The following is an 18,717-nucleotide window of genomic DNA, read 5'->3' as shown; positions in this document are numbered from 1 at the left end:
CTCGTCATGCGTCTTCCCGACTCCGTCACGGGATCGTTTCTCGTCGTTCTCGGCGCGGCCGCCGCCTATGGCGGTTACATCCTGCCGCCGGTGCCGGGACAGCCGGTCGGCCCCAACGTGTTTCCGCTCGTGATCGGCGTCGGGCTGGCGCTGTGCGGGCTTGCGATCGTGTTCGGCATCGGCCATTCCTTCGAGGAGGCGGAAGAGCTGGTCCCGCTCGAAGACGGCCAGGCGGCCGTCGCACCGCCGCCGCAAGGCAAGCTCGATGGCAAGCTCTACGGCCTGCGTGCTTTGCTGCCGCCGGCGCTGCTGCTGTTCTACGTGGCCGCCGCCGACCGGCTCGGCTTCATCATCACCGCCGCGATCATGGTCTACGTCACCTCGACCGCGCTCGGGGCGAAGTGGAAGCTGGCGCTGCCGCTCGCGGCACTCTCGCCCTTCGCCATCCACCTCATCTTCGGCAAGCTGCTGCGCGTGCCGCTTCCCGCCGGCCTCTTGCCGACGCCCTGGTGATTCATGCTCAAGACTCTCATTGAAGCGTTTGCCCTGATCTCCACATGGGAGGTCATCATCGCGATGTTCGCGGCCTCCGTATACGGGCTGGTGATCGGCTCGCTGCCGGGCCTGTCGGCGACGATGGCGACCGCGCTGCTGGTGCCCGTCACCTTCTACCTCTCGCCGATCGCGGCGATCGCGACCATCGTCGCGGCATCCTCGATGGCAATTTTCTCCGGCGACATCCCCGGCGCGCTGCTGCGCATTCCCGGCACGCCCGCGTCGGCCGCCTATGCGGACGAGGCCTATGCCATGACGCGCAAGGGCCAGGCCGAGCTCGCACTCGGTGCCGGCGTCTGGTTCTCCGCCGTCGGCGGCATCGCCGGTGTGCTGTCGCTGATGATCCTGGCGCCGCCGCTCGCCGAGATCGCGCTGTCGTTCTCGACTTACGAATATTTCTGGCTGGCGCTGCTCGGCCTGATGTGCGCCACTTTGGTGGCGCGCTCTTCGCCGGTGAAGGCGATCGCCGGCATGTTCCTCGGCCTGCTGGTCTCCTGCATCGGCATCGAGAATCCCGGCGGCGTGCCGCGCTTCACCTTCGGGATCACCGACCTGTTCGGCGGCATCGAGCCGATCCCGGCGCTGGTCGGCGTGTTCGCCGTGGCGCAGGTGATGCGCGCGATGCTGACGCCCGAGCCGCCACCGCTGCCACGGCGCAAATTCGGAAGCATCATGGCCGGCCAGTGGCGGCTGACAAAACTGTATCACTGGCAGATGACGCGCGGGAACATCGTCGGCATCATCATCGGCGTGCTGCCCGGCGCCGGCGCCGACATGGCCGCGTGGGTCTCCTACGCGATGTCGAAACGCTTCTCCAAGGAGCCGGAGAAGTTCGGCACCGGCCATGTCGAGGGCCTGGTCGAGGCCGGCGCCAGCAACAATGCCAGCATCGCCTCGGGCTGGGTGCCCTCGCTGCTGTTCGGCATTCCCGGCGACACCATCGCCGCGATCGCGATTGGCGTGCTCTACATGAAGGGCCTCAACCCGGGTCCGACGCTGTTCACCGAGAAAGCGTCGAGCATGTACGCGATCTATCTGATGTTCATCATCGCGAACATCATGATGATCCCGCTCGGCATCGCCATGATCCGGGTTGCCGCCTACATCCTGCTGGCGCCGCGCTCGGCGATCATGCCGATCATCATGCTGTGCTGCGCGGTCGGCTCGTTCGCGATCGGCAACAACATGTTCGGCGTCGTCACCGTCGCCGCCTTCGGCATCATCGGCTATGTGATGGAGGCGAACGGCTATCCCGTCGCTGCGATGGTGCTCGGCATCGTCATGGGCACCATGGTCGAGCAGGCCTTCGTGACGTCGCTGATCAAGTCCGACGGCAGCATTTTGCCGTTCTTCGAGCGGCCCGTCGCCGCCATCCTCGCCGCCATGGCGATCGGCGCGCTGCTGTGGCCGGTGATGGTGTGGGTCTGGCGCAAGGTGAAACCTGTGCAGACGGCGGTGGCAACGGGCCGGTGATATCCGGCGGGCGGCCCTCGCCTGCCCCGCCGGGGCGTTGTAAAGCAGGGCATGACTGAGAAGAAGGCCTCGCTCGACATCAAGAACCTCGCCAGGGAGCTCCGCGCCGGCAGCCGCGCGGCTCTCGCCCGGGCGATCACGCTGGTGGAGAGCCGGCGCGGCGATCACCAGTCGCTGGCACGCGAGCTGGTGCAGATGCTGCTGCCTGATACGGGCAAGGCGTTTCGCGTCGGCATCACGGGTTCGCCCGGCGTCGGCAAATCCACCACCATCGACGTGCTCGGCAGCTATCTGATCGAACAGGGCCACAAGGTCGCGGTGCTCGCGGTCGACCCGTCCTCGGCGCGCAGCGGCGGCTCGATCCTCGGCGACAAGACGCGGATGGCGCAGCTGTCCGCATCCGACGGTGCCTTCATCCGCCCCTCGCCGTCCTCCGGCACGCTCGGCGGCGTCGCTGCAAAAACGCGCGAGGCGATGCTGCTATGCGAGGCGGCCGGCTTCGACGTCGTGCTGGTCGAGACGGTCGGCATCGGCCAGTCCGAGACGGCGGTCTGCGACATGACCGATTTTTTCCTCGCGCTGATGCTGCCGGGCGGCGGCGACGAGCTGCAGGGCATCAAGAAGGGCCTGGTCGAGCTCGCCGACATGATCGCCATCAACAAGGCCGACGGCGACAACCTCAAGCGCGCCAACATCACCGCCGCCGACTATCGCGGCGCGCTGCATATCCTGACGCCCCGATCCGAACACTGGCATCCGCCTGTCGTCACCTATTCGGCACTGGCCGGCACCGGCATCGCCGAGCTGTGGCAGAAGGTGCTCGATCACCGCAAGGCCATGAACGCGTCCGGCGATTTCGCCGCGCGGCGACGCGAGCAGCAGGTCAAGTGGATGTGGTCGATGCTGGAGCAGCGGATGCTTGCGCGGCTGCGCAGCGAGGCGTCGGTGCGCAGCAAGGTCAAGAAGATCGAAGCCGACGTGGCCGACGGCCATCTCACACCGGCGCTTGCCGCCGAGAAGATTCTGGAGTTGCTGCAATGAGCGAAAAGCTCCGCATTCTCCTCACCGGCTTCGGGCCGTTTCCCGGCGCACCCCATAATCCGACGCAGGGGCTGGTGGCGCGACTGGCGCAATTGCGCCGCCCCGCACTCGACGATGTCGCGCTGTCGAGCCACATCTTCCCGGTCACCTATGCCGCAGTCGACCGGCAATTGCCGGAGGTGCTGGCAAAGGTGAAGCCGGACGCGCTGCTGATGTTCGGCCTCGCGTCCCGCACCTCCTATTTGCGCATCGAGACCCGCGCGCGCAACGCCGTCACCATGCTCTGGCCCGATGCCGCCAACACCCGCTCCAGCAAGCGCGGCATCGACGGCAACGCGGACGCGATGATGTTCGGTCCGCATACCGCAAGACTGCTGCGCGCCGCACGCCTCACCGGCATCGACGCGCGATCCTCGCGCGACGCCGGCGCCTATCTCTGCAACTATCTGAGCTTTCGCGCGATCGAGAACGTCAGGGCGGGCGGACCGCAACTGGCGGCATTCATCCACATCCCGCTGCTCGCGCGCAGCGGCGCGGTGCGACGCAAGGGCGCGCCGCGGATCACGCTGGAGGAACTTGTGGATGCGGGGGAAGCGATGCTGATGGAGATGGCGGGGTTGGGGAGGAAGCGGCGGAACACACCGGTCTCGTAGGGTGGGCAAAGGCGCGTAGCGCCGTGCCCACGATCTCGTTCCATTTGCTGTCAAATCGTGGGCACGCTTCCGCCTTCGCTCTTCGAGCTACGGCGGACAAGTCGCTAACCCACCCTACGGCACCGTCTTTGCGGTAAACATTTAACCCTACCGCGAACAATCCCCACGGTCTCCGCCGCCCTGCGCTACCTAACGCCCGCGGACCCCCGCGTCCGCCGGAGGACGCGTCATGGACCTCAATCGCCGACATCTCATCGGAGCTTCCACCGCAGGCCTCGCGGGCGCACTCGCCATGCCGGCTGATGCCGCGCGCGCGGCGCCGCTGACGACGCTGCTCGGCCGCGATGCCACGCAATACGGTGTGCGGCCCGGCAGCAGCGAGGATCAGACGCGTGCGCTCCAGCGCGCCATCGACGAGACGGCGCGGATGCAAATGCCGCTGGCGCTGCCGCCGGGTGTCTATCGCACCGGACTGCTGCGGTTGCCGAACGGTTCGCAACTGATCGGGGTGCGCGGCGCGACGAAATTCGTTTTCACCGGTGGCGCCGCGATGGTCCAGAGCGACGGCTCGAACTCGATCGGCCTGACCGGCATCACCTTCGACGGCGGCGGCATCCCGCTGCCGGTGCGGCGCGGACTGGTCCATGTCCTCGGCGGGCGCGACGTCCGCATCACCGATTGCGAGATCACCGGTTCCGGCGGCAGCGGCATCTGGCTCGAGCAGGTCGCCGGCGACATCTCCGGCAACATCTTCACGAATATCGCTGTCACTGCGGTGGTCTCGTTCGACGCCAGGGGGCTCAGCGTGTCCCGCAACACCATCATCGGCACCAACGACAACGGCATCGAGATCCTGCGCACCGCGATCGGCGACGACGGTACGCTTGTTACCGACAACCGCATCGAGGACATCAAGGCCGGCCCTGGCGGCTCCGGCCAGTACGGCAATGCCATCAATGCCTTTCGCGCCGGCAACGTGATCGTGCGCGGCAACCGCATCAGGAACTGCGATTACTCGGCCGTGCGCGGCAACTCGGCCTCCAACATCCACATATCAGGCAACAGCGTCAGCGACGTCCGCGAGGTCGCACTGTATTCCGAGTTTGCGTTCGAGGCCGCCGTGATCGCCAACAATACCGTGGACGGCGCCGCGGTCGGCGTCTCCGTCTGCAATTTCAACGAGGGCGGACGTATTGCGGTCGTTCAAGGCAATATCATCCGCAATCTGATCCCGAAGCGGCCGATCGGCACCGCGCCCGACGACGATGCCGGCGTCGGCATCTACATCGAGGCGGATTCATCAGTGACCGGCAACGTGGTCGAGAACGCGCCGTCCTATGGCATCGTCGCCGGCTGGGGCAAATATCTGCGCGACGTCGCGATCACGGGCAACGTCATCCGCAAGGCGCTGGCCGGTGTCGGCGTGTCCGTGGTGCCGGGTGCCGGCACCGCGCTCGTCAACAACAACATGATCTCGGAAACCCCGCGCGGCGCCGTGGTCGGCCTGGATCACGCGCGCGCGGTGACGTCGGACCTGTCGGCGGATGGCGCCCAGAAGTTCGCCCAGGTGGTGATCGGCGGAAATGCGGTGCGGCGGTAGCTGCGCGGCTGGCAGTTGGCCGTGCACCCCTCGAGGCTCCCCATGGGACGCGTTGCGTCCCATGCCTCGCACCTCAGGATGACGGGGCTGTAGAGAGGGCGCGGCAGCCCTTCTGATCGTTCGTCTTAGAACGCGTTCCGCAGCAGCGGGTACTTCGCTTCCAGGCCGTCGAGGCTGAAAGTGAATTCGACGACGCGCTCGGGGGCGGCGACGATCTCGGCGGCTGGCGGAGCAAATTGCGGCAGGAGCGTTGCCATTGCGGCGGGGGCGGCGACCGGCGGCCTCACCATAGGCGCAGCAAGCGGTGCCATTGCGGCGGGCACGGCGAGCGGTGACCTCACGGCCGGTGCGGTCAGCGGTGCGTTGGGAGCGAGAGCCTTGTGAGCGAGAGCCTTGGGAGCGAAAACCTTCGGAGCGAGAGCCTCGGAAACTGACGCCTTGGCAGCGGGAGCCCTCAGCGCGGGCATCGCGTCGGGCGCGGTGAACGATGCCACCGCGGCCAGCGGCGCGGGCGCGGCCAGCGGCGCGGGCGCGGCCAGCGGCGCGAGCGGAGCTTCGGTGATCTCGGCGAGAACGTCCGGTTTGGGATCGAGCCTGACCGGCACGGCGGTCTCGGGGGTGATATGGACGGCCTTCGGCTGCATGGTTTGCGCCGGCTGCTCCTGACGCGCCACGCGGGGCATGGTCGCCGGCGACCAACCGAATACGGGCGAGACGCTCGCGGCCGCTTCGGCGACATCGCCACCGGTTGCCAGCGCGCGCCAGGTCTGGACGGCGCGCTTAGCTTCCTGGATGTTTTCGAGGAATGCGATCTCGGAGTGATAGCGCCGCCAACGTCCGGTCTCGAACATTTCGGAGAGATGCTCCAACCGCTGCTCGGCGAGAGCGCACCAGCGCGCGGCAACCTCGCGGCCAGCGGCCACGGCACGAACAGACTCTTGGCGATGTGTCATGAACCAGCCCGTCGGGAGAAAAATACGGACGCGACGCAACGCACACGAATCAATTTAGAAGCGACATGAATATTTTGTGGAAAAGTTTTGACTTGTCCAGCAACGACACGGACTTCGTCACAAAACTCCGTAGTCGTGCGGAGTTTCAAGGTGTTTCGGAGTCAAGCTTTACGCAAGCATAGCCGGCGTGTGCAGCACCGGCCGCGGGATCAGGACGGACGCGGTCGCGCTCCTTCAACCGGAAGCTGATCTCGTATGCGGCTTCAAGAAATCGGATGCCCGAAAAGAAAAGACCCGTCCGGGGGGACAACCGGACGGGTCGAGCCATATGGGCGCTTGGGGTGGATGGGCGCTCGCGCCTGATATGACTGATGGGGAGGGATAACCGCTCCCACATAATTTGGTCGTGGCAGGGAGCTGAACGTTCAATGCGCCGTTCGATTTTTTGACCGTTGGCCCACGCGCAAAGTTGTCGCAGCGGCTATCGGGTCGCCGGTCTATCCGCCTGAGAAACCGTGGATTTATCGCCGGCGCCCGACAACGAATGCTGTTCGATGGCGCGGAGGCCGGGCTCGTTGCGCGGCGGCTGCGTATCTTCACGTTTTGTTGTACCGGACACCGCTGCCACCGGCGTCGCGCTGTCGGCGGGAACAGACGTCACCGCGGCAAATGCGTCGGCCTGGCCGTCGCCGAAGAGATCATCACGGCCGGGTGAACCGAGGTCGCGCGCAGTCTTCGCCAGCGTCATCCGCAGCGCTTCCGGCTTCAGTGTGTGGTTGCGCTCGAGCAGCAGTGCCGCGACGCCGGAGACATAGGCGGCCGAGAACGAGGTTCCCGACGTCATCTGATATTTGCCGTCAGGCGCCGGCACGAAGATGTCGACACCGGGCGCCGCCAGGGCGATGTAATTGCCGCGGTTGGACGCCGAGAACAACTGGTCCCGCTGGTCGGTCGCGCTGACCGCGATCACGTTGGGGTTGGCGGCCGGATAGAGCGGCGGCGATTTCGCACCGGCATTGCCGGCGGCCGCGATCAGCACCAGCCCGCGCGCGGCGGTCGCCGCGATGGCACGCTCGATCACCGCGTCCTTCGGACCGGCAAAGCTCATATTGACGATCTGCGCGCCGTGCTCGGCGGCGTAATTCAGCGAGCGCAGGATGATGTAGGACGAGCTCTGGGCCCCGCCCGTGGTGCCGCCGAAGGCGCGGATGGCGATGATGCGCGCCTCGGGCGCGCTGCCCATCAGCTTGGCGTGGGCCACGATGGCGCCGGCAATGCCGGTGCCGTGGATATGCGGCCCCTCGGTGCTGCCCAGCGCGTCGAAATTGTCGGCGACGGAATGGGCCAGCTCGGGGTGATTGGCGTCGATGCCGGAATCGATCACGGCCACCGTCACGTTGGCGCCATGCGCCAGCGTATGCGCCTGTGGCAGGCGGAGCTTGGCCAGCGCATATTGGGCGGGGTCGCCTTCGCTCGGCACCGAGGATTTCTGATCCTGCAGCACGTAGCGGAAGTTCGGCTGGACCGAACGCACGCTGCCGTCGGATACGAACTCGCGACGCACCGTTTCGGCAGGCCGGCCGTCGGTGATGCGGAACAGGCCGAACGTAGCTCCGATCAGCGGGAAATTCTCGGAGGCGACGCGCGTCAGGCCATGGCGGCGCGCAAGCGCATCGGCCTCGGTCGCCGACAAGGAGCCGTCGATCTCGGCGACGAATTCGCCTGCGATGGTGCGCAGATCCACGGCAACAGGCGTGCTGTTGCCCCGCCCCTTGCCAGCGCTCTTCTTGCCAGATTTGCCGGCCCCGTCGCCGCCGGCGTTCGGCTGCGCCAGGCATTCACCGTCGCCGTCGCGATAGGGCGCCGTGCAGGCCGGATAGAGGTTCGGCGAGTAGCGCGCATAGGGCAGCACCGGCGTCGGCACCCTCCGCGCCGTAATCGTACGCGGGATCGCGGGGATGGCGCGCGGGCCAGGGGCAACGCCGACGGCCCGCGCGGCGATGCTGGGCGAGATGGTCGGGGTGCGCGTGGGGACGCTGATCGTCGGCGTGCGCATGATCGCCTGCGCTTGCGCGACCTCGACGCCGAGCCCGGCGGCGAGCAGGAACACAGCTCCGACCGACGAAGCGTAAGCCCCGGCTCGCAACCTACTGTCGGACTTGCGCGTCATCGGTGCAGCGGCGCGTTTACGGCGCCGCGACGGCGAGGTTGACGAACTTCTCGCGCTGCATCCTGCCGAGCAGCGAGGTGAGTTCGTCCTGGCTCATCGCCTTGTCGAACTGGAGACGGAACATGCCGCCCTTGGCATCGCCGATGATCGACGCCTGGTAGCTGTCGAGCAGCGCGGTGATGTCGGCAACCCGCGCCTCAGGTGTGAAGCGCACCAGCGCCCGCGACGGTGCAGCCGCGCCGAGCTCGCGTGTGATCGGGGCGCCGACCGACAGCGAAGCCGTCTGGAAGGTCGCGGTCTGGCTCTTCATCAGCACGGCGCCGATGATGCCGGCCTGGAGCAGCAACGCGATGGCACCGAGGCTCGCCGACCAGGCCAGCGTGCGCGGCGACAGCGTCGAGAAGAAGGTCGCGATGCGCGCCGACAGCGGCAGCGAACTGGTTGCCCGCGCAGGCTCTGCGTCGATCGCGGCGAACAGCTTCTGCATTGCGCGCGCCGACGGAGCACCCAGGCTCTCGTTCAGGTGAATGGTCTCTTCGTACTCGCCGCGGATCGCAGCGTACTGCCTGGCCAGCGCGGGATCATTCGCCAGCGCTTCCTCGACGCGGCGTGCGTCGCGCGCGTTCAGCGTGCCGGCGGCGTGCCAGGGCAGCAGCAGTTCAATTTCACTGGGCTCTTGCTCCAGCATCTTCTTGCTCAATGCCATCATGGCCAGCCTCGCTCAACGCCGGCTGCCTTCAGCAGTTCGGCCAGTTTCTTGCGCGCATAGAAGAGGCGCGTCTTCACGGTGTTCTCCGGAATGCCGACGATTTCGGCCACTTCTTCCACGGACTTCTCGTGGTAGTAGACGAGATCGACGATTTCCCGATGGTCCGGCGAGAGGCCCGTCAGACACTCCCGCAACGCTTCACTGGTATCCTTCTTCTGCACCACCGTTTCCGGATTGTCGGACGTATCCTCAATCGCGTTCGCGGCGTCTTCGTCCAACTCAAAATCCTTCCTGCGCCGGAGCGCAGACAGGGCCTTGAATCGGGTGATTGCCAGCAGCCAGGTGGAAACGGCGGATCGGCCCTCGAATTTGCCGGCTTGACGCCAGACGTCGAGAAACACCTCACTGATGAGGTCTTCCGCCGCCTGCTCGTCCCGCACGAGCCTCAGCCCGAACCGATACACCCTGACATGGTGCCGCCCGTACAGCACCTGCATGGCGAGCCGGTCACCCTGAGCGATCCTGGCGATGAGGACCTCGTCCGTAGCCGCCTGTGTCACGCTCAATGCCCGTCTCGCAAAGTTGGTCGGGTCGATACGGCGGAGGGTTCGACGGGAGGGACGAAATTCTTCAACCTACCGCAGTCATACGGGGGCTTGTGTGATCTACCCCACATACGCGAATTTTCCTTTTGCCACCCGTGGCGGTTGGCCGCCTCGCTCAAGAACGGTAACATAGTAATGAAGCACTTTCCTGGGCAATGCCGTCCGGCGCAGACGGCCCGACTTTCATGGAACCATAGCAGTCCCGCACGACATATGTCTCACCTGGGCCGGCTTTGGCTTTACCGCATCGCCAACGATAGCCAATTGCCGGCAAATTCCGCCCGCCGGCCGATAGCACCCTGTTCTGCGCTGCACCGTCTGGATTCGGTTTCAAAGGATACCAAACCTAAAGGCTTGCCACGTAGATTTTTGGGCTGAACTCCACCATTGGCGGGACAATGAGCACGGCCGCGACGTCCTTACCGGAGAGGAATGCCGCTGAGGTCGCGGATCTCGTTCTCATGCCTGACGCGGCTGCGCCCGAAGTGCGCGCGCGCCGGGCCCGGCAGCGCCGGCAGATGTATGTCGGCCAGGTCGCAAGCTACTCCCTCGGCGCCTTCGTCCTGTTGCTCTACGGCTTTGACGGCGCCGTTGCGATGCACGTTCCGTCGCTGTTCTGGATCGGCGGTCTCTCGATCATCGGCATCTTCGTCGTGATGTCGGAGGCCGGCGTCGGTGACAGGCATACCGACCACTATCTCACCGTCTTCCAGATCTCGGCGCATATGGCGCTCCAGTTCGTGTTCCTGGTGTCGGTGCCGACCATCGGGATCGCCTTCATCAGCGTGCTGTTCCTGATCTTCGCTTTCGGCACGCTGCGCATGACCTCGACCCAGGCGATGCTCACCTGGGCGATCGCGACAACCTGTCTCGCTGCCGTCTTCCTCGCCTCCGACCTGCCGATCGGCATGCCCGTCGCCACCAAGCTGCAGCGGATCGCCTCGATGCTCTGCTTCGCGCTGGTGATCGGCCAGTGCGCCTTCCTCGGCCTGTTCGGCGCCACCCTGCGCAAGGTCCTGTACCGCCGCAGCATCGAATTGAAGGATGCCTATCGGCGCATCGAGGAACTCGCCGAGCTCGACGAGCTCACCGGCTCCTACAACCGCCGCTGCATCATGCGGCTTCTCGACGCAGAGATCGAAAGGGCGCGGCAGGCGTCCGCACCTTGCGCGATCGCGCTGATCGATCTCGACTGGTTCAAGCGCATCAACGATGCCCACGGCCACCCCGTCGGCGACGAGGTGTTGCGGACCTTTGCCATCACCATCTTTGCGAATATCCGCCCGGCCGATTGTTTCGGCCGCTACGGCGGCGAGGAATTCCTGCTGCTGCTCCCGGGCACCGACGGCAGCGCGGCCGCGCACATGCTCGACCGGCTGCGCGGCATCGTCGCCGATCTCGACTGGAGCGCATTTTCTCCCGGCATGCGGGTGACGATTTCCGCCGGCGTCGTGACGCTGCGCGACAACGATACTGCCGACACATTTCTCGCACGCGCCGACAGCGCGCTCTATTCCGCCAAGGGGCAAGGGCGCAACCGAATTGCAACGAGCTGACCAATCCATTTCCACCCGGCGCGTGAGAATCCGCCGCCGGGCCGAACGCTCCAGGACAGGGCAATGAGATCCAAATCCGCCAGACCATCCGAGAACCTGCTGGAAGAATTGCAGGCCGCGCTCTCCCACGGCACCGTCGCGCGTCGGGTCGAGGCGCTGCGCCGCGTCACCGATCTGTTCCTTGGCAACGCGGTGGATTATTCCGACGAGCACATCCACGTGTTCGACGACGTGTTCCAGTGCCTGATCGAGCAGATCGAGACCTCGGCCCGGGCGCTGCTCGCCGACCGCCTCGCACCGATCGCTGCCGCGCCGCCAAAGATCATCCGCACGCTGGCGCTCGACGAGGTGATCGAGGTCGCCGGTCCCGTGCTGTCGAAATCGGAGCGGCTGGACGAAACGACCCTGCTCGAAATCGCGCGCACGCGCGGCCAGGCGCATCTGAAGGCGATCTCGCTGCGGCGGGTGCTGTCGGAGGCGCTGACCGATGTGCTGGTGACGCGCGGCGACGAAGACGTGGTGCAATCGACCGTCAGCAATCCGGGCGCGCAGCTGTCCGAGGGAAGTCTCACCGACCTCGTCACCCGCGCCGAACGCGACGACGACCTCGCCGCCTGCATCGGCGTGCGGCCCGACCTGCCGCGCCACCACTATCTGAAGCTGGTTGCAAAGGCCTCCCTGAGCGTGCGCCGGAAGCTGGAGGCCGCCCATCCCGAGCTCGCGGACGACGTGTCGAGCGTGGTCCAGGAAGCGGCCCAGCGGGTCCGCGCCGCGGCCATGACCAGGCAGACCGAGATGGCCCGCGCGCTGGTGAGGTCGCTGCATGACGACGGCCGTCTCAACGAGTTCCAGGTCACGACCTTCGCCGAGCAAGGCAAGTTCGACGAGACCAATGCGGGGCTCGCGGCGCTCGCGGGCGTCGCGGTCGAGACTGCCGAGAACATGATGATCGAGAAGCGGACCGAGGGGGTGATGATCCTCGCCAAGGTCGCGGGCATGCAATGGTCGAGCGTGCGCGCGATCATCGCCCTGCGCGAAAAGCTCTCGGGCGGCTCGCAGACCGACATGCTGACGCTGCGCGATACCTATGAAGCCCTGCGCTCATCGACCGCGCAGCAGGTGCTGCGCTTCCACCGCATGCAGAGCACGACGCCGGCGGCCTGAAGCCGCCGCAGGCGGCGTCAAGCGTCAGGCATGTGCTCCAGCAGCTTGTCCAGCGTGATCGGATAGTCCCGGACCCGGATGCCGGTGGCGTTGTAGATGGCGTTGGCGAGCGCTGCGGCCACACCGCATATCCCGAGCTCGGCGATACCCTTTGCCTTCATCGGCGACGACATCGGGTCGGTCTCGTCGAGAAAGATCGTGTCCTGGTGCGGAATGTCGGCATGGACCGGCACCTCGTAGCCGGCAAGATCGTGATTGAGGAAGAAGCCGGCGCGCTTGTCCACCACGAGTTCTTCCATGAGCGCGGCACCAACGCCCATGGTCATGGCGCCAATGACCTGGCTGCGCGCCGTCTTGGGATTGAGGATGCGGCCCGCGGCGCAGACAGCGAGCATGCGGCGCACGCGGATTTCCGCCGTCGCTATGTCGACGCCGAGCTCGACGAAATGCGCGCCGAACGTCGATTGCTGATGCGTCTTGGCGAGATCGCCGTACTCGATGAAATCCTCGGCCTTGAGTTCGCCGTCGGACGCCGCCTGCCCCAATGGAACGCTGCGGTTGCCCGACGTCACCTGGCCATCCGCGAAAGCAACGTCCGCAGAGTTGAATCCGAGCTTCTGCGCCACGGCTTCGCGCAGCTTGACGCACGCGGCATAGACGCCCGAGGTCGAATTGTTGGCGCCGAACTGCCCGCCGGAACCGGCGGAGACCGGGAAGCTGGAGTCGCCGAGACGCACGACGACTTTGTCCAGCTGCACGCCCATCATCTCCGCTGCGGTCTGGGCGATGATCGTATAGCTGCCGGTCCCGATATCGGTCATGTCGGTCTCGACCGTGACACGACCCTGCCCGTCGAGGCGAACGCGCGCCCCGGACTTCATGAGAAGATTGTTGCGGAACGCGGCGGCCATGCCCGTGCCGACCAGCCAGCGACCGTCGCGCTGCTTGCCGGGCTGGGAATGTCTCTTGTTCCAGCCGAAACGCTCCGCGCCGATCCGCATGCATGCGACGAGCTGCCGCTGCGAGAACGGGCGGTTCGGATGCTCGGGATCCACCTGGGTGTCGTTGCGCGCGCGGAATTCGACCGGGTCAAGCCCCAACCGTTCCGCCATCTCGTCCATGGCGATCTCAAGCGCCATCATGCCCGGGGCCTCGCCGGGGGCACGCATCGCGTTGCCTTCGGGCAAATCCAGCATGGCGAGCCGCATCGCCGTCATCCGGTTCTCGCCGGCATAGAGCAGACGGGTCTGCTGAACCGCCGTCTCCGGCCTGCCGTCCGGCAAATTGCCCGACCAGCTCTCGTGTCCGATCGCGGTGATGTTGCCATCCCTGTTCGCGCCGATGCGAACGCGCTGGATTGTGGCCGGACGATGCGTCGTGTTGTTGAACATCAGCGGGCGCTGCAATGCCACCTTGACCGGGCGATTGGCCGCACGCGCGCCGAGCGCCGCGAGAACCGCGTCCGATCGCAGGAACAGCTTTCCGCCGAAGCCGCCGCCGATGAACGGCGAGATCAGCCGAACGTTTTCCTTGGGCAAACCGAGCGTCTTGGCGACGTCGCCGGTGGTCCAGGCGATCATCTGGTTGGAAGTCCACAGCGTGAGCTTGTCGCCGTCCCAGACCGCCATCGACGCATGCGGCTCCATCATGGCATGAGCCTGGTCCGGTGTGGTGTAGGTCGCATCGAGCTGCACAGGCGCGGAGGCGAAGGCGCCGGAGAAGTCACCGACCGCCGTGTCGGGCGGAGCCTCGCCGCGACTGGAAGGCTTGGCGGCGCCATCCCTTCCGGCCGCCAGATCGTAAGATCCCTTCGCGGTGGTGTAATCGACCTTGACGAGCTGAGCCGCGGCGCGGGCCTGTTCGAACGTCTCGGCGACGACGACCGCGACGGCCTGGTGATAATGGTCGATGTCGGGGCCGCCGAGCAGCTTCGCCGTATTGTAAGTGCCCTTGCCGAGCTTGCCGGCATTCTCGGCCGTGACGATCGCGAGGACGCCGGGTGCGGCGTTGGCGCGCGACAGATCCATCGCTGCGATCCGGCCTTTGGCGATGGCCGCGCCGACGACGTAGCCGTAGGCGGGCTTCACGGCGCCGTCATGCCACTCATAGGCGTAGGTGGCGCGCCCGGTGGTCTTCAGCGGGCCGTCGATCCGGCTGGTGGCATGGCCGATGATCTTGAGCTGGTCGATCGGATTGGTGGTCGCAGGCGTGTCGAACTTCATGGCTCAACCTTTCGCTTCGGTCAGGACTGCGCCAAGGGTTCGCTCCACCAGCGAAAGCTTGAATGCGTTCTCTTTCGTGGGCCTCGCGCCTTCGAGCAGGCGCGCGGCGACGGCCTTCGCGCCATGCGGCATGTCGGCGTCGGCCGCCTCGACCCGCCACGGCTTGTGAGCAACGCCGCCGACGGCGACGCGGCCTGTGCCGTCGCGCTGGACGATGGCTCCGACCGAGACCAGCGCGAACGCATAGGAGGCGCGATCGCGGACCTTGCGATAGATGTGCGTTCCGCCGATAGGCTTCGGCAGCGTCACCGATGTAATCAGTTCGCCTGATGTCAGCGTCGTCTCGATATGCGGGGTGTCGCCCGGCAGACGGTGGAGGTCGGCGATCGGGATATCCCGGACAGAGCCGTCCGGACGAACCGTCTGCACGGTCGCATCGAGCGCACGCATGGCGATCGCCATGTCGCTCGGATGCGTCGCGATGCAGGCCTCGCTCGCGCCGATCACCGCATGCTGGCGGGTCACACCGCCGATGGCGGCACAGCCGCTGCCGGGACTGCGCTTGTTGCAGGGCTGGTTGGTGTCGTAGAAATAAGGGCAACGCGTCCGCTGCAGCAGATTGCCGGCAGTCGTCGCCTTGTTGCGCAATTGCCCGGAGGCGCCGGCCAGCAGCGCGCGCGACAGCAGGGCATAGTCGCGCCGGATCCGCGCATCGGCTGCCAGCGCCGTGTTGCGCACCAGCGCACCGACGCGAAGGCGGCCATCGGGCGTCGGCTCGATCTTGTCGAATCCCAGGCCGTTGACGTCGATCAGATGCGACGGCGTCTCGATCTCGAGCTTCATCAGATCAAGCAGATTGGTACCGCCGGCGATGAATTTGGCATTGCTGTTGCCGGCCGCCGCAGACGCCGCGGCCGCTGGCGAATTCGCCTTCTCATAGCTGAAAGTCTTCATGCGGGCCTCCCGGCAACCTCGGTGATCGCCTCGGCAATGTTGGAATAGGCGCCGCAGCGGCAGATGTTGCCGCTCATGCGCTCGCGCAGCTCGGCGTTGGTCAATTGCGGCGCCGCATTGAGATCGCCGGTGACGTGGCTGGGAATGCCGGCCTTGATCTCCTGGATCACGGACACCGCCGAGCAGATCTGTCCCGGCGTGCAATAGCCGCACTGAAAGCCGTCGTGCTTGACGAAGGCCGCCTGCATCGGATGCATCTGCTCCGGCGTGCCAAGGCCCTCGATGGTCGTGACGCTGTCGCCCTCATGCATCACCGCCAGTGTCAGACATGAATTGATGCGCTGCCCGCCGACGATCACGGTGCAGGCGCCGCACTGGCCGTGATCGCAGCCCTTCTTCGTGCCGGTGAGGTGAAGATGCTCGCGCAGGGCGTCGAGGAGCGTGGTTCTGGTGTCCAGCTTCAATGCCCTCGCTTCGCCGTTGACGCTGAAGGAGACCGTCGCCATGGCTGGGGCTTCCAAGGCAGGGGCGTCCTTGGCGGGCAGCGGAAGTCCGGCGGATGAATTCTGGGCGCCGGCCGCTCGCGCGCCGGCTCCGATCGCAACGGTCGTGGCGGTTCCAATCAGAAGGTTCCGGCGCGACAGTTCGAATGCGCTGGGTTTTCGCATGGTTGGGCATATTCCTCGCTACAGCAGCGTCCATCGACGCTCTGGTTAGAAGTCGTCCAACCGAAGTTAGTTTCTCGACGCGCCCGGGATTAGCCGTTCACGAACGCATGAACCTATTAGCGTCACTCATGAATACAGGCGCGAGGGGCATCGAAACCAGACATCGCGGATGCGCGACGTCTGCCAATTTGCACGACCTGCCGTCAGTAGCGCAGGACCTTCGCGCCGACCGCGGCGCCGATCGCGGTCACGAGCGCCGTCGCAAGCGTGTACCAGGTCGCGACGAACAGCGGCGAGTCGTCGGTGCAATGCGAGGCGTAAAGCGTCGCCGCGAGCCCGGCCGACACCAGCCCGGCGAGCGCACCGGCGAGCGCAGGATGCGACGGCGCGCCGTGACGCAAGCCGAACAGCGCGCCGGCAAGCAGCGGCAGCGACATCGCGGGGATCGCGAGCAGGCACACCCTGGAGTTCTTGCCCATCATCCGCATCGTCATCGGCATCGCCGGCGCCATCATCGCCTCGCCGCCGATCGCGACCGCGAGCAGGCCGACGGGCAGCAGCAGCAGCCAGGCCCAGCCGCGCATCAGGGCTTCGGGCCGCGACAGATGCAGGCTGACGATGATCGCGGGGATCGCGAGCGACAGCGTCACTGCGAACTTCATGTCGAAGAACGGGTTGTGCATCGCCGTCATCACGTCGCCGCGCACGCCGAGGAACGTCGCGAAGATCAGGATCGACAGTGGCGCGGCCACCAGCAGCGCCATCGTCAGCACGGCGCCGACGCGTGGCGCGCGATGGGCGTTGTCGGCCGCGAGCGTACGAATGAGTTGATCGGTATCCATGACTAGTGGTCCCGCAGTTTGGCAGTCAGTGCCGCAAGTCCGCGATGCAACGCGACCCGCACTGCACCTTCGCTCATCGAATATCTCGACGCCGTGTCCTTGATCGAGGCGGCCTCGACCGCGATCGACCGCAACACGTCGCGCTGCCGCTGCGGCAGCGTATTGAGCTGCGTTGCGACCTCGGCCGCCGAAGCCGTCTCCTCCGGGACCTCGCCCGGCAGCGTCTCGGAGAAATCGTCGATGTTGACGAACACCCGCCTGCCCCGCCGCCGCAGCGTGTCGATCAGCTTGTTGCGGGCGATCGCGAACAGCCACGGGGCGAAGGGAGCTTCGCTGTCCCAGGTGTGCCGCTTCAGATGCACCGCCAACAGAATCTCCTGCACGATATCCTCGGCCTGATCGGGAGGCTGCCCGGCCCGCGCCAGACCCCGCCTCGCGGCAGCGCGCAGCACGGGCGTGACCGCCCTCAACAGGCGATGATACGCCGCATCATCGCCTGCCATGGCCGACCGCATCAGGCCGGTCCACTCGTCCTCACGTCCGCGCACGCGCGCCCTCACCATGCATTTCGGCCGCTCTTTCAATTTGTTACGTCAGCGCCAGCGTGATCACGAATTCGTGATAAACGCTAAAGCCCCGCGCTTCGTTGCGGCCGCAAACCCCGCAGGCGGCTCATAACACCGATCGGTCCCGTTCGCACCCGGCGACCGGCTAGCGGGAAACGGTTTGCCCCGCTTTTGCCCGGTAGGGCCCGAAGATTCCCATTTTTTGCCCCGCTGTCGTCACGCGCCAGGGTCTCAAGTTCGTTCCGGGACGGGTGGAATTGGGGAGATCGTCAACATGATGAAAGCCAGCGGACACGCGGCATTGATCCTTCTTGCCGGGCTTTTCCTGCTGTTCGGAGGCCCCCTACAGGCGGCGCCGAGCTCAGCCAGCAAATCGGACAGCGCAGGCAAGCAGGCCGACACGGCCAAGCCGGGCAAGCAGCGGCGCCACGCCTCGCGCAACCGTGACAGCAGCAAGGACAGCACCAAGACGGCGCAGAAATCCGACGACAAGACCGCCGCGGCAAAGGCCGACGAGGCCAAAGCCGAAAACGCCAAGGCTGAAAACGCCAAGGCCGAAAGCGACGTGCCCGCCTCCAGCCAGATGCCGCCGGAAGTCGCCAACGCCAATGCGCAGCTTGCTGCCGCCGACACGCCGGCGGCCGCGGCAGCCTCCGCGCTGACGGGCCGCGCCAATGACAATTTGCAGGCGGCCGCCGACAATAATGCCGCCCCCAATGCCGAGACCCAGGTGGTCGAGCCCGACCAGCTCAACGACATCGACCGCGCCGCTCAACCGGACAACCCGCCGCAGAAGGCCGTGATTGCCGCGACCGACGCGCAGCCACGGCCGGCGCCGGTCATGGCGAGCAGCCAGAGCTCGGCCTGGGACCAGAGCTCGCTGATCGGCAAGATCTTCATCGGCGTCGGCACGCTGCTGACGCTGGCCTCAGCCGCACGCATGTTCATGGCCTGATTTCCGGCCTGATTTCCGGCCTGATCGATGG

Annotated in this window: 17 protein-coding genes; 8 read left to right on the top strand and 9 right to left on the bottom strand. The window is 66.2% G+C overall.

All coding sequences use genetic code 11. From position 1 onward, the window contains the following. Positions 1-6: 6 nt before the first annotated feature. From AB7532_RS11375 to AB7532_RS11355, 5 genes are all read left to right on the top strand, one after another. Positions 7-513, top strand: a complete 507-nt coding sequence (locus AB7532_RS11375; RefSeq protein ID WP_441234882.1) for a tripartite tricarboxylate transporter TctB family protein — start codon at positions 7-9, stop codon at positions 511-513. A gap of 3 nt (positions 514-516) precedes the next feature. Beyond that, the gene (locus AB7532_RS11370; RefSeq protein ID WP_441234881.1) at positions 517-2,028 is read left to right on the top strand and encodes a tripartite tricarboxylate transporter permease; all 1,512 of its coding nucleotides are present in this window, start codon (positions 517-519) and stop codon (positions 2,026-2,028) included. Between the two features lie 51 nt (positions 2,029-2,079). Continuing rightward, the gene (meaB, locus tag AB7532_RS11365) at positions 2,080-3,069 is read left to right on the top strand and encodes a methylmalonyl Co-A mutase-associated GTPase MeaB (RefSeq protein ID WP_441234880.1); all 990 of its coding nucleotides are present in this window, start codon (positions 2,080-2,082) and stop codon (positions 3,067-3,069) included. Beyond that, complete coding sequence (locus AB7532_RS11360) at positions 3,066-3,722, top strand: pyroglutamyl-peptidase I family protein (RefSeq protein WP_441234879.1); 657 nt, start codon at positions 3,066-3,068, stop codon at positions 3,720-3,722. The genes meaB and AB7532_RS11360 overlap by 4 nt, the downstream gene beginning before the upstream one ends. A 229-nt stretch (positions 3,723-3,951) precedes the next feature. Next, on the top strand, positions 3,952-5,322 hold the full coding sequence (locus AB7532_RS11355) for a TIGR03808 family TAT-translocated repetitive protein (RefSeq protein ID WP_441234878.1): 1,371 nt from the start codon (positions 3,952-3,954) through the stop codon (positions 5,320-5,322). Between the two features lie 125 nt (positions 5,323-5,447). Here the strand turns inward: AB7532_RS11355 and AB7532_RS11350 are convergent, their stop codons facing one another. From AB7532_RS11350 to AB7532_RS11335, 4 genes are all read right to left on the bottom strand, one after another. Further along, positions 5,448-6,275: a TIGR03809 family protein gene (locus AB7532_RS11350; protein ID WP_441234877.1), complete on the bottom strand. Its 828-nt coding sequence runs from the start codon at positions 6,273-6,275 to the stop codon at positions 5,448-5,450. 481 nt (positions 6,276-6,756) lie between these two features. Further along, positions 6,757-8,445, bottom strand: coding sequence for a S8 family serine peptidase (locus AB7532_RS11345; RefSeq protein WP_441234876.1), 1,689 nt, complete (start codon positions 8,443-8,445; stop codon positions 6,757-6,759). A 16-nt stretch (positions 8,446-8,461) separates the two neighbouring features. After that, positions 8,462-9,154 carry a hypothetical protein gene (locus AB7532_RS11340; RefSeq protein WP_441234875.1) on the bottom strand — a complete coding sequence of 231 codons (693 nt, stop codon included), beginning with the start codon at positions 9,152-9,154 and terminating at the stop codon, positions 8,462-8,464. Next, the gene (locus AB7532_RS11335) at positions 9,151-9,720 is read right to left on the bottom strand and encodes a sigma-70 family RNA polymerase sigma factor (protein WP_441234874.1); all 570 of its coding nucleotides are present in this window, start codon (positions 9,718-9,720) and stop codon (positions 9,151-9,153) included. The genes AB7532_RS11340 and AB7532_RS11335 overlap by 4 nt, the downstream gene beginning before the upstream one ends. A gap of 437 nt (positions 9,721-10,157) precedes the next feature. Here AB7532_RS11335 and AB7532_RS11330 point away from each other — a divergent pair, with 437 nt between their 5' ends. After that, complete coding sequence (locus tag AB7532_RS11330) at positions 10,158-11,315, top strand: GGDEF domain-containing protein (RefSeq protein WP_441234873.1); 1,158 nt, start codon at positions 10,158-10,160, stop codon at positions 11,313-11,315. A 63-nt stretch (positions 11,316-11,378) separates the two neighbouring features. Continuing rightward, positions 11,379-12,479, top strand: a complete 1,101-nt coding sequence (locus AB7532_RS11325; protein WP_441234872.1) for a DUF2336 domain-containing protein — start codon at positions 11,379-11,381, stop codon at positions 12,477-12,479. A gap of 17 nt (positions 12,480-12,496) precedes the next feature. Here the strand turns inward: AB7532_RS11325 and paoC are convergent, their stop codons facing one another. The 5 genes from paoC to AB7532_RS11300 all read right to left on the bottom strand — a co-directional run bounded on the left by paoC (position 12,497) and on the right by AB7532_RS11300 (position 17,713). Next, positions 12,497-14,701, bottom strand: a complete 2,205-nt coding sequence (paoC, locus tag AB7532_RS11320) for an aldehyde oxidoreductase molybdenum-binding subunit PaoC (protein ID WP_441234871.1) — start codon at positions 14,699-14,701, stop codon at positions 12,497-12,499. A gap of 3 nt (positions 14,702-14,704) precedes the next feature. After that, the gene (locus tag AB7532_RS11315; RefSeq protein WP_441234870.1) at positions 14,705-15,655 is read right to left on the bottom strand and encodes an FAD binding domain-containing protein; all 951 of its coding nucleotides are present in this window, start codon (positions 15,653-15,655) and stop codon (positions 14,705-14,707) included. Then, positions 15,652-16,323, bottom strand: coding sequence for an aldehyde dehydrogenase iron-sulfur subunit PaoA (gene paoA, locus AB7532_RS11310; protein WP_441234869.1), 672 nt, complete (start codon positions 16,321-16,323; stop codon positions 15,652-15,654). The genes AB7532_RS11315 and paoA overlap by 4 nt, the downstream gene beginning before the upstream one ends. Before the next feature lie 203 nt (positions 16,324-16,526). Then, entirely contained in the window at positions 16,527-17,165 is a 639-nt protein-coding gene (locus tag AB7532_RS11305) for an NrsF family protein (RefSeq protein WP_441234868.1), read from the bottom strand. A 2-nt stretch (positions 17,166-17,167) separates the two neighbouring features. Beyond that, the gene (locus AB7532_RS11300; RefSeq protein ID WP_441234867.1) at positions 17,168-17,713 is read right to left on the bottom strand and encodes a sigma-70 family RNA polymerase sigma factor; all 546 of its coding nucleotides are present in this window, start codon (positions 17,711-17,713) and stop codon (positions 17,168-17,170) included. A 292-nt stretch (positions 17,714-18,005) separates the two neighbouring features. Between AB7532_RS11300 and AB7532_RS11295 the strand changes: the two genes are divergently transcribed. Beyond that, a complete protein-coding gene (locus tag AB7532_RS11295) occupies positions 18,006-18,686 on the top strand; it encodes a hypothetical protein (protein WP_441234866.1) in 681 nt (226 codons plus the stop codon). The last annotated feature ends 31 nt before the right edge of the window (positions 18,687-18,717 follow it).

Source organism: Bradyrhizobium sp. 930_D9_N1_4 (assembly GCF_052076015.1).
Lineage (GTDB): Bacteria > Pseudomonadota > Alphaproteobacteria > Rhizobiales > Xanthobacteraceae > Bradyrhizobium.
The sequence above is the reverse complement of the archived record's forward strand: the minus strand, read 5'-3'. Positions and strand labels throughout refer to the sequence as shown.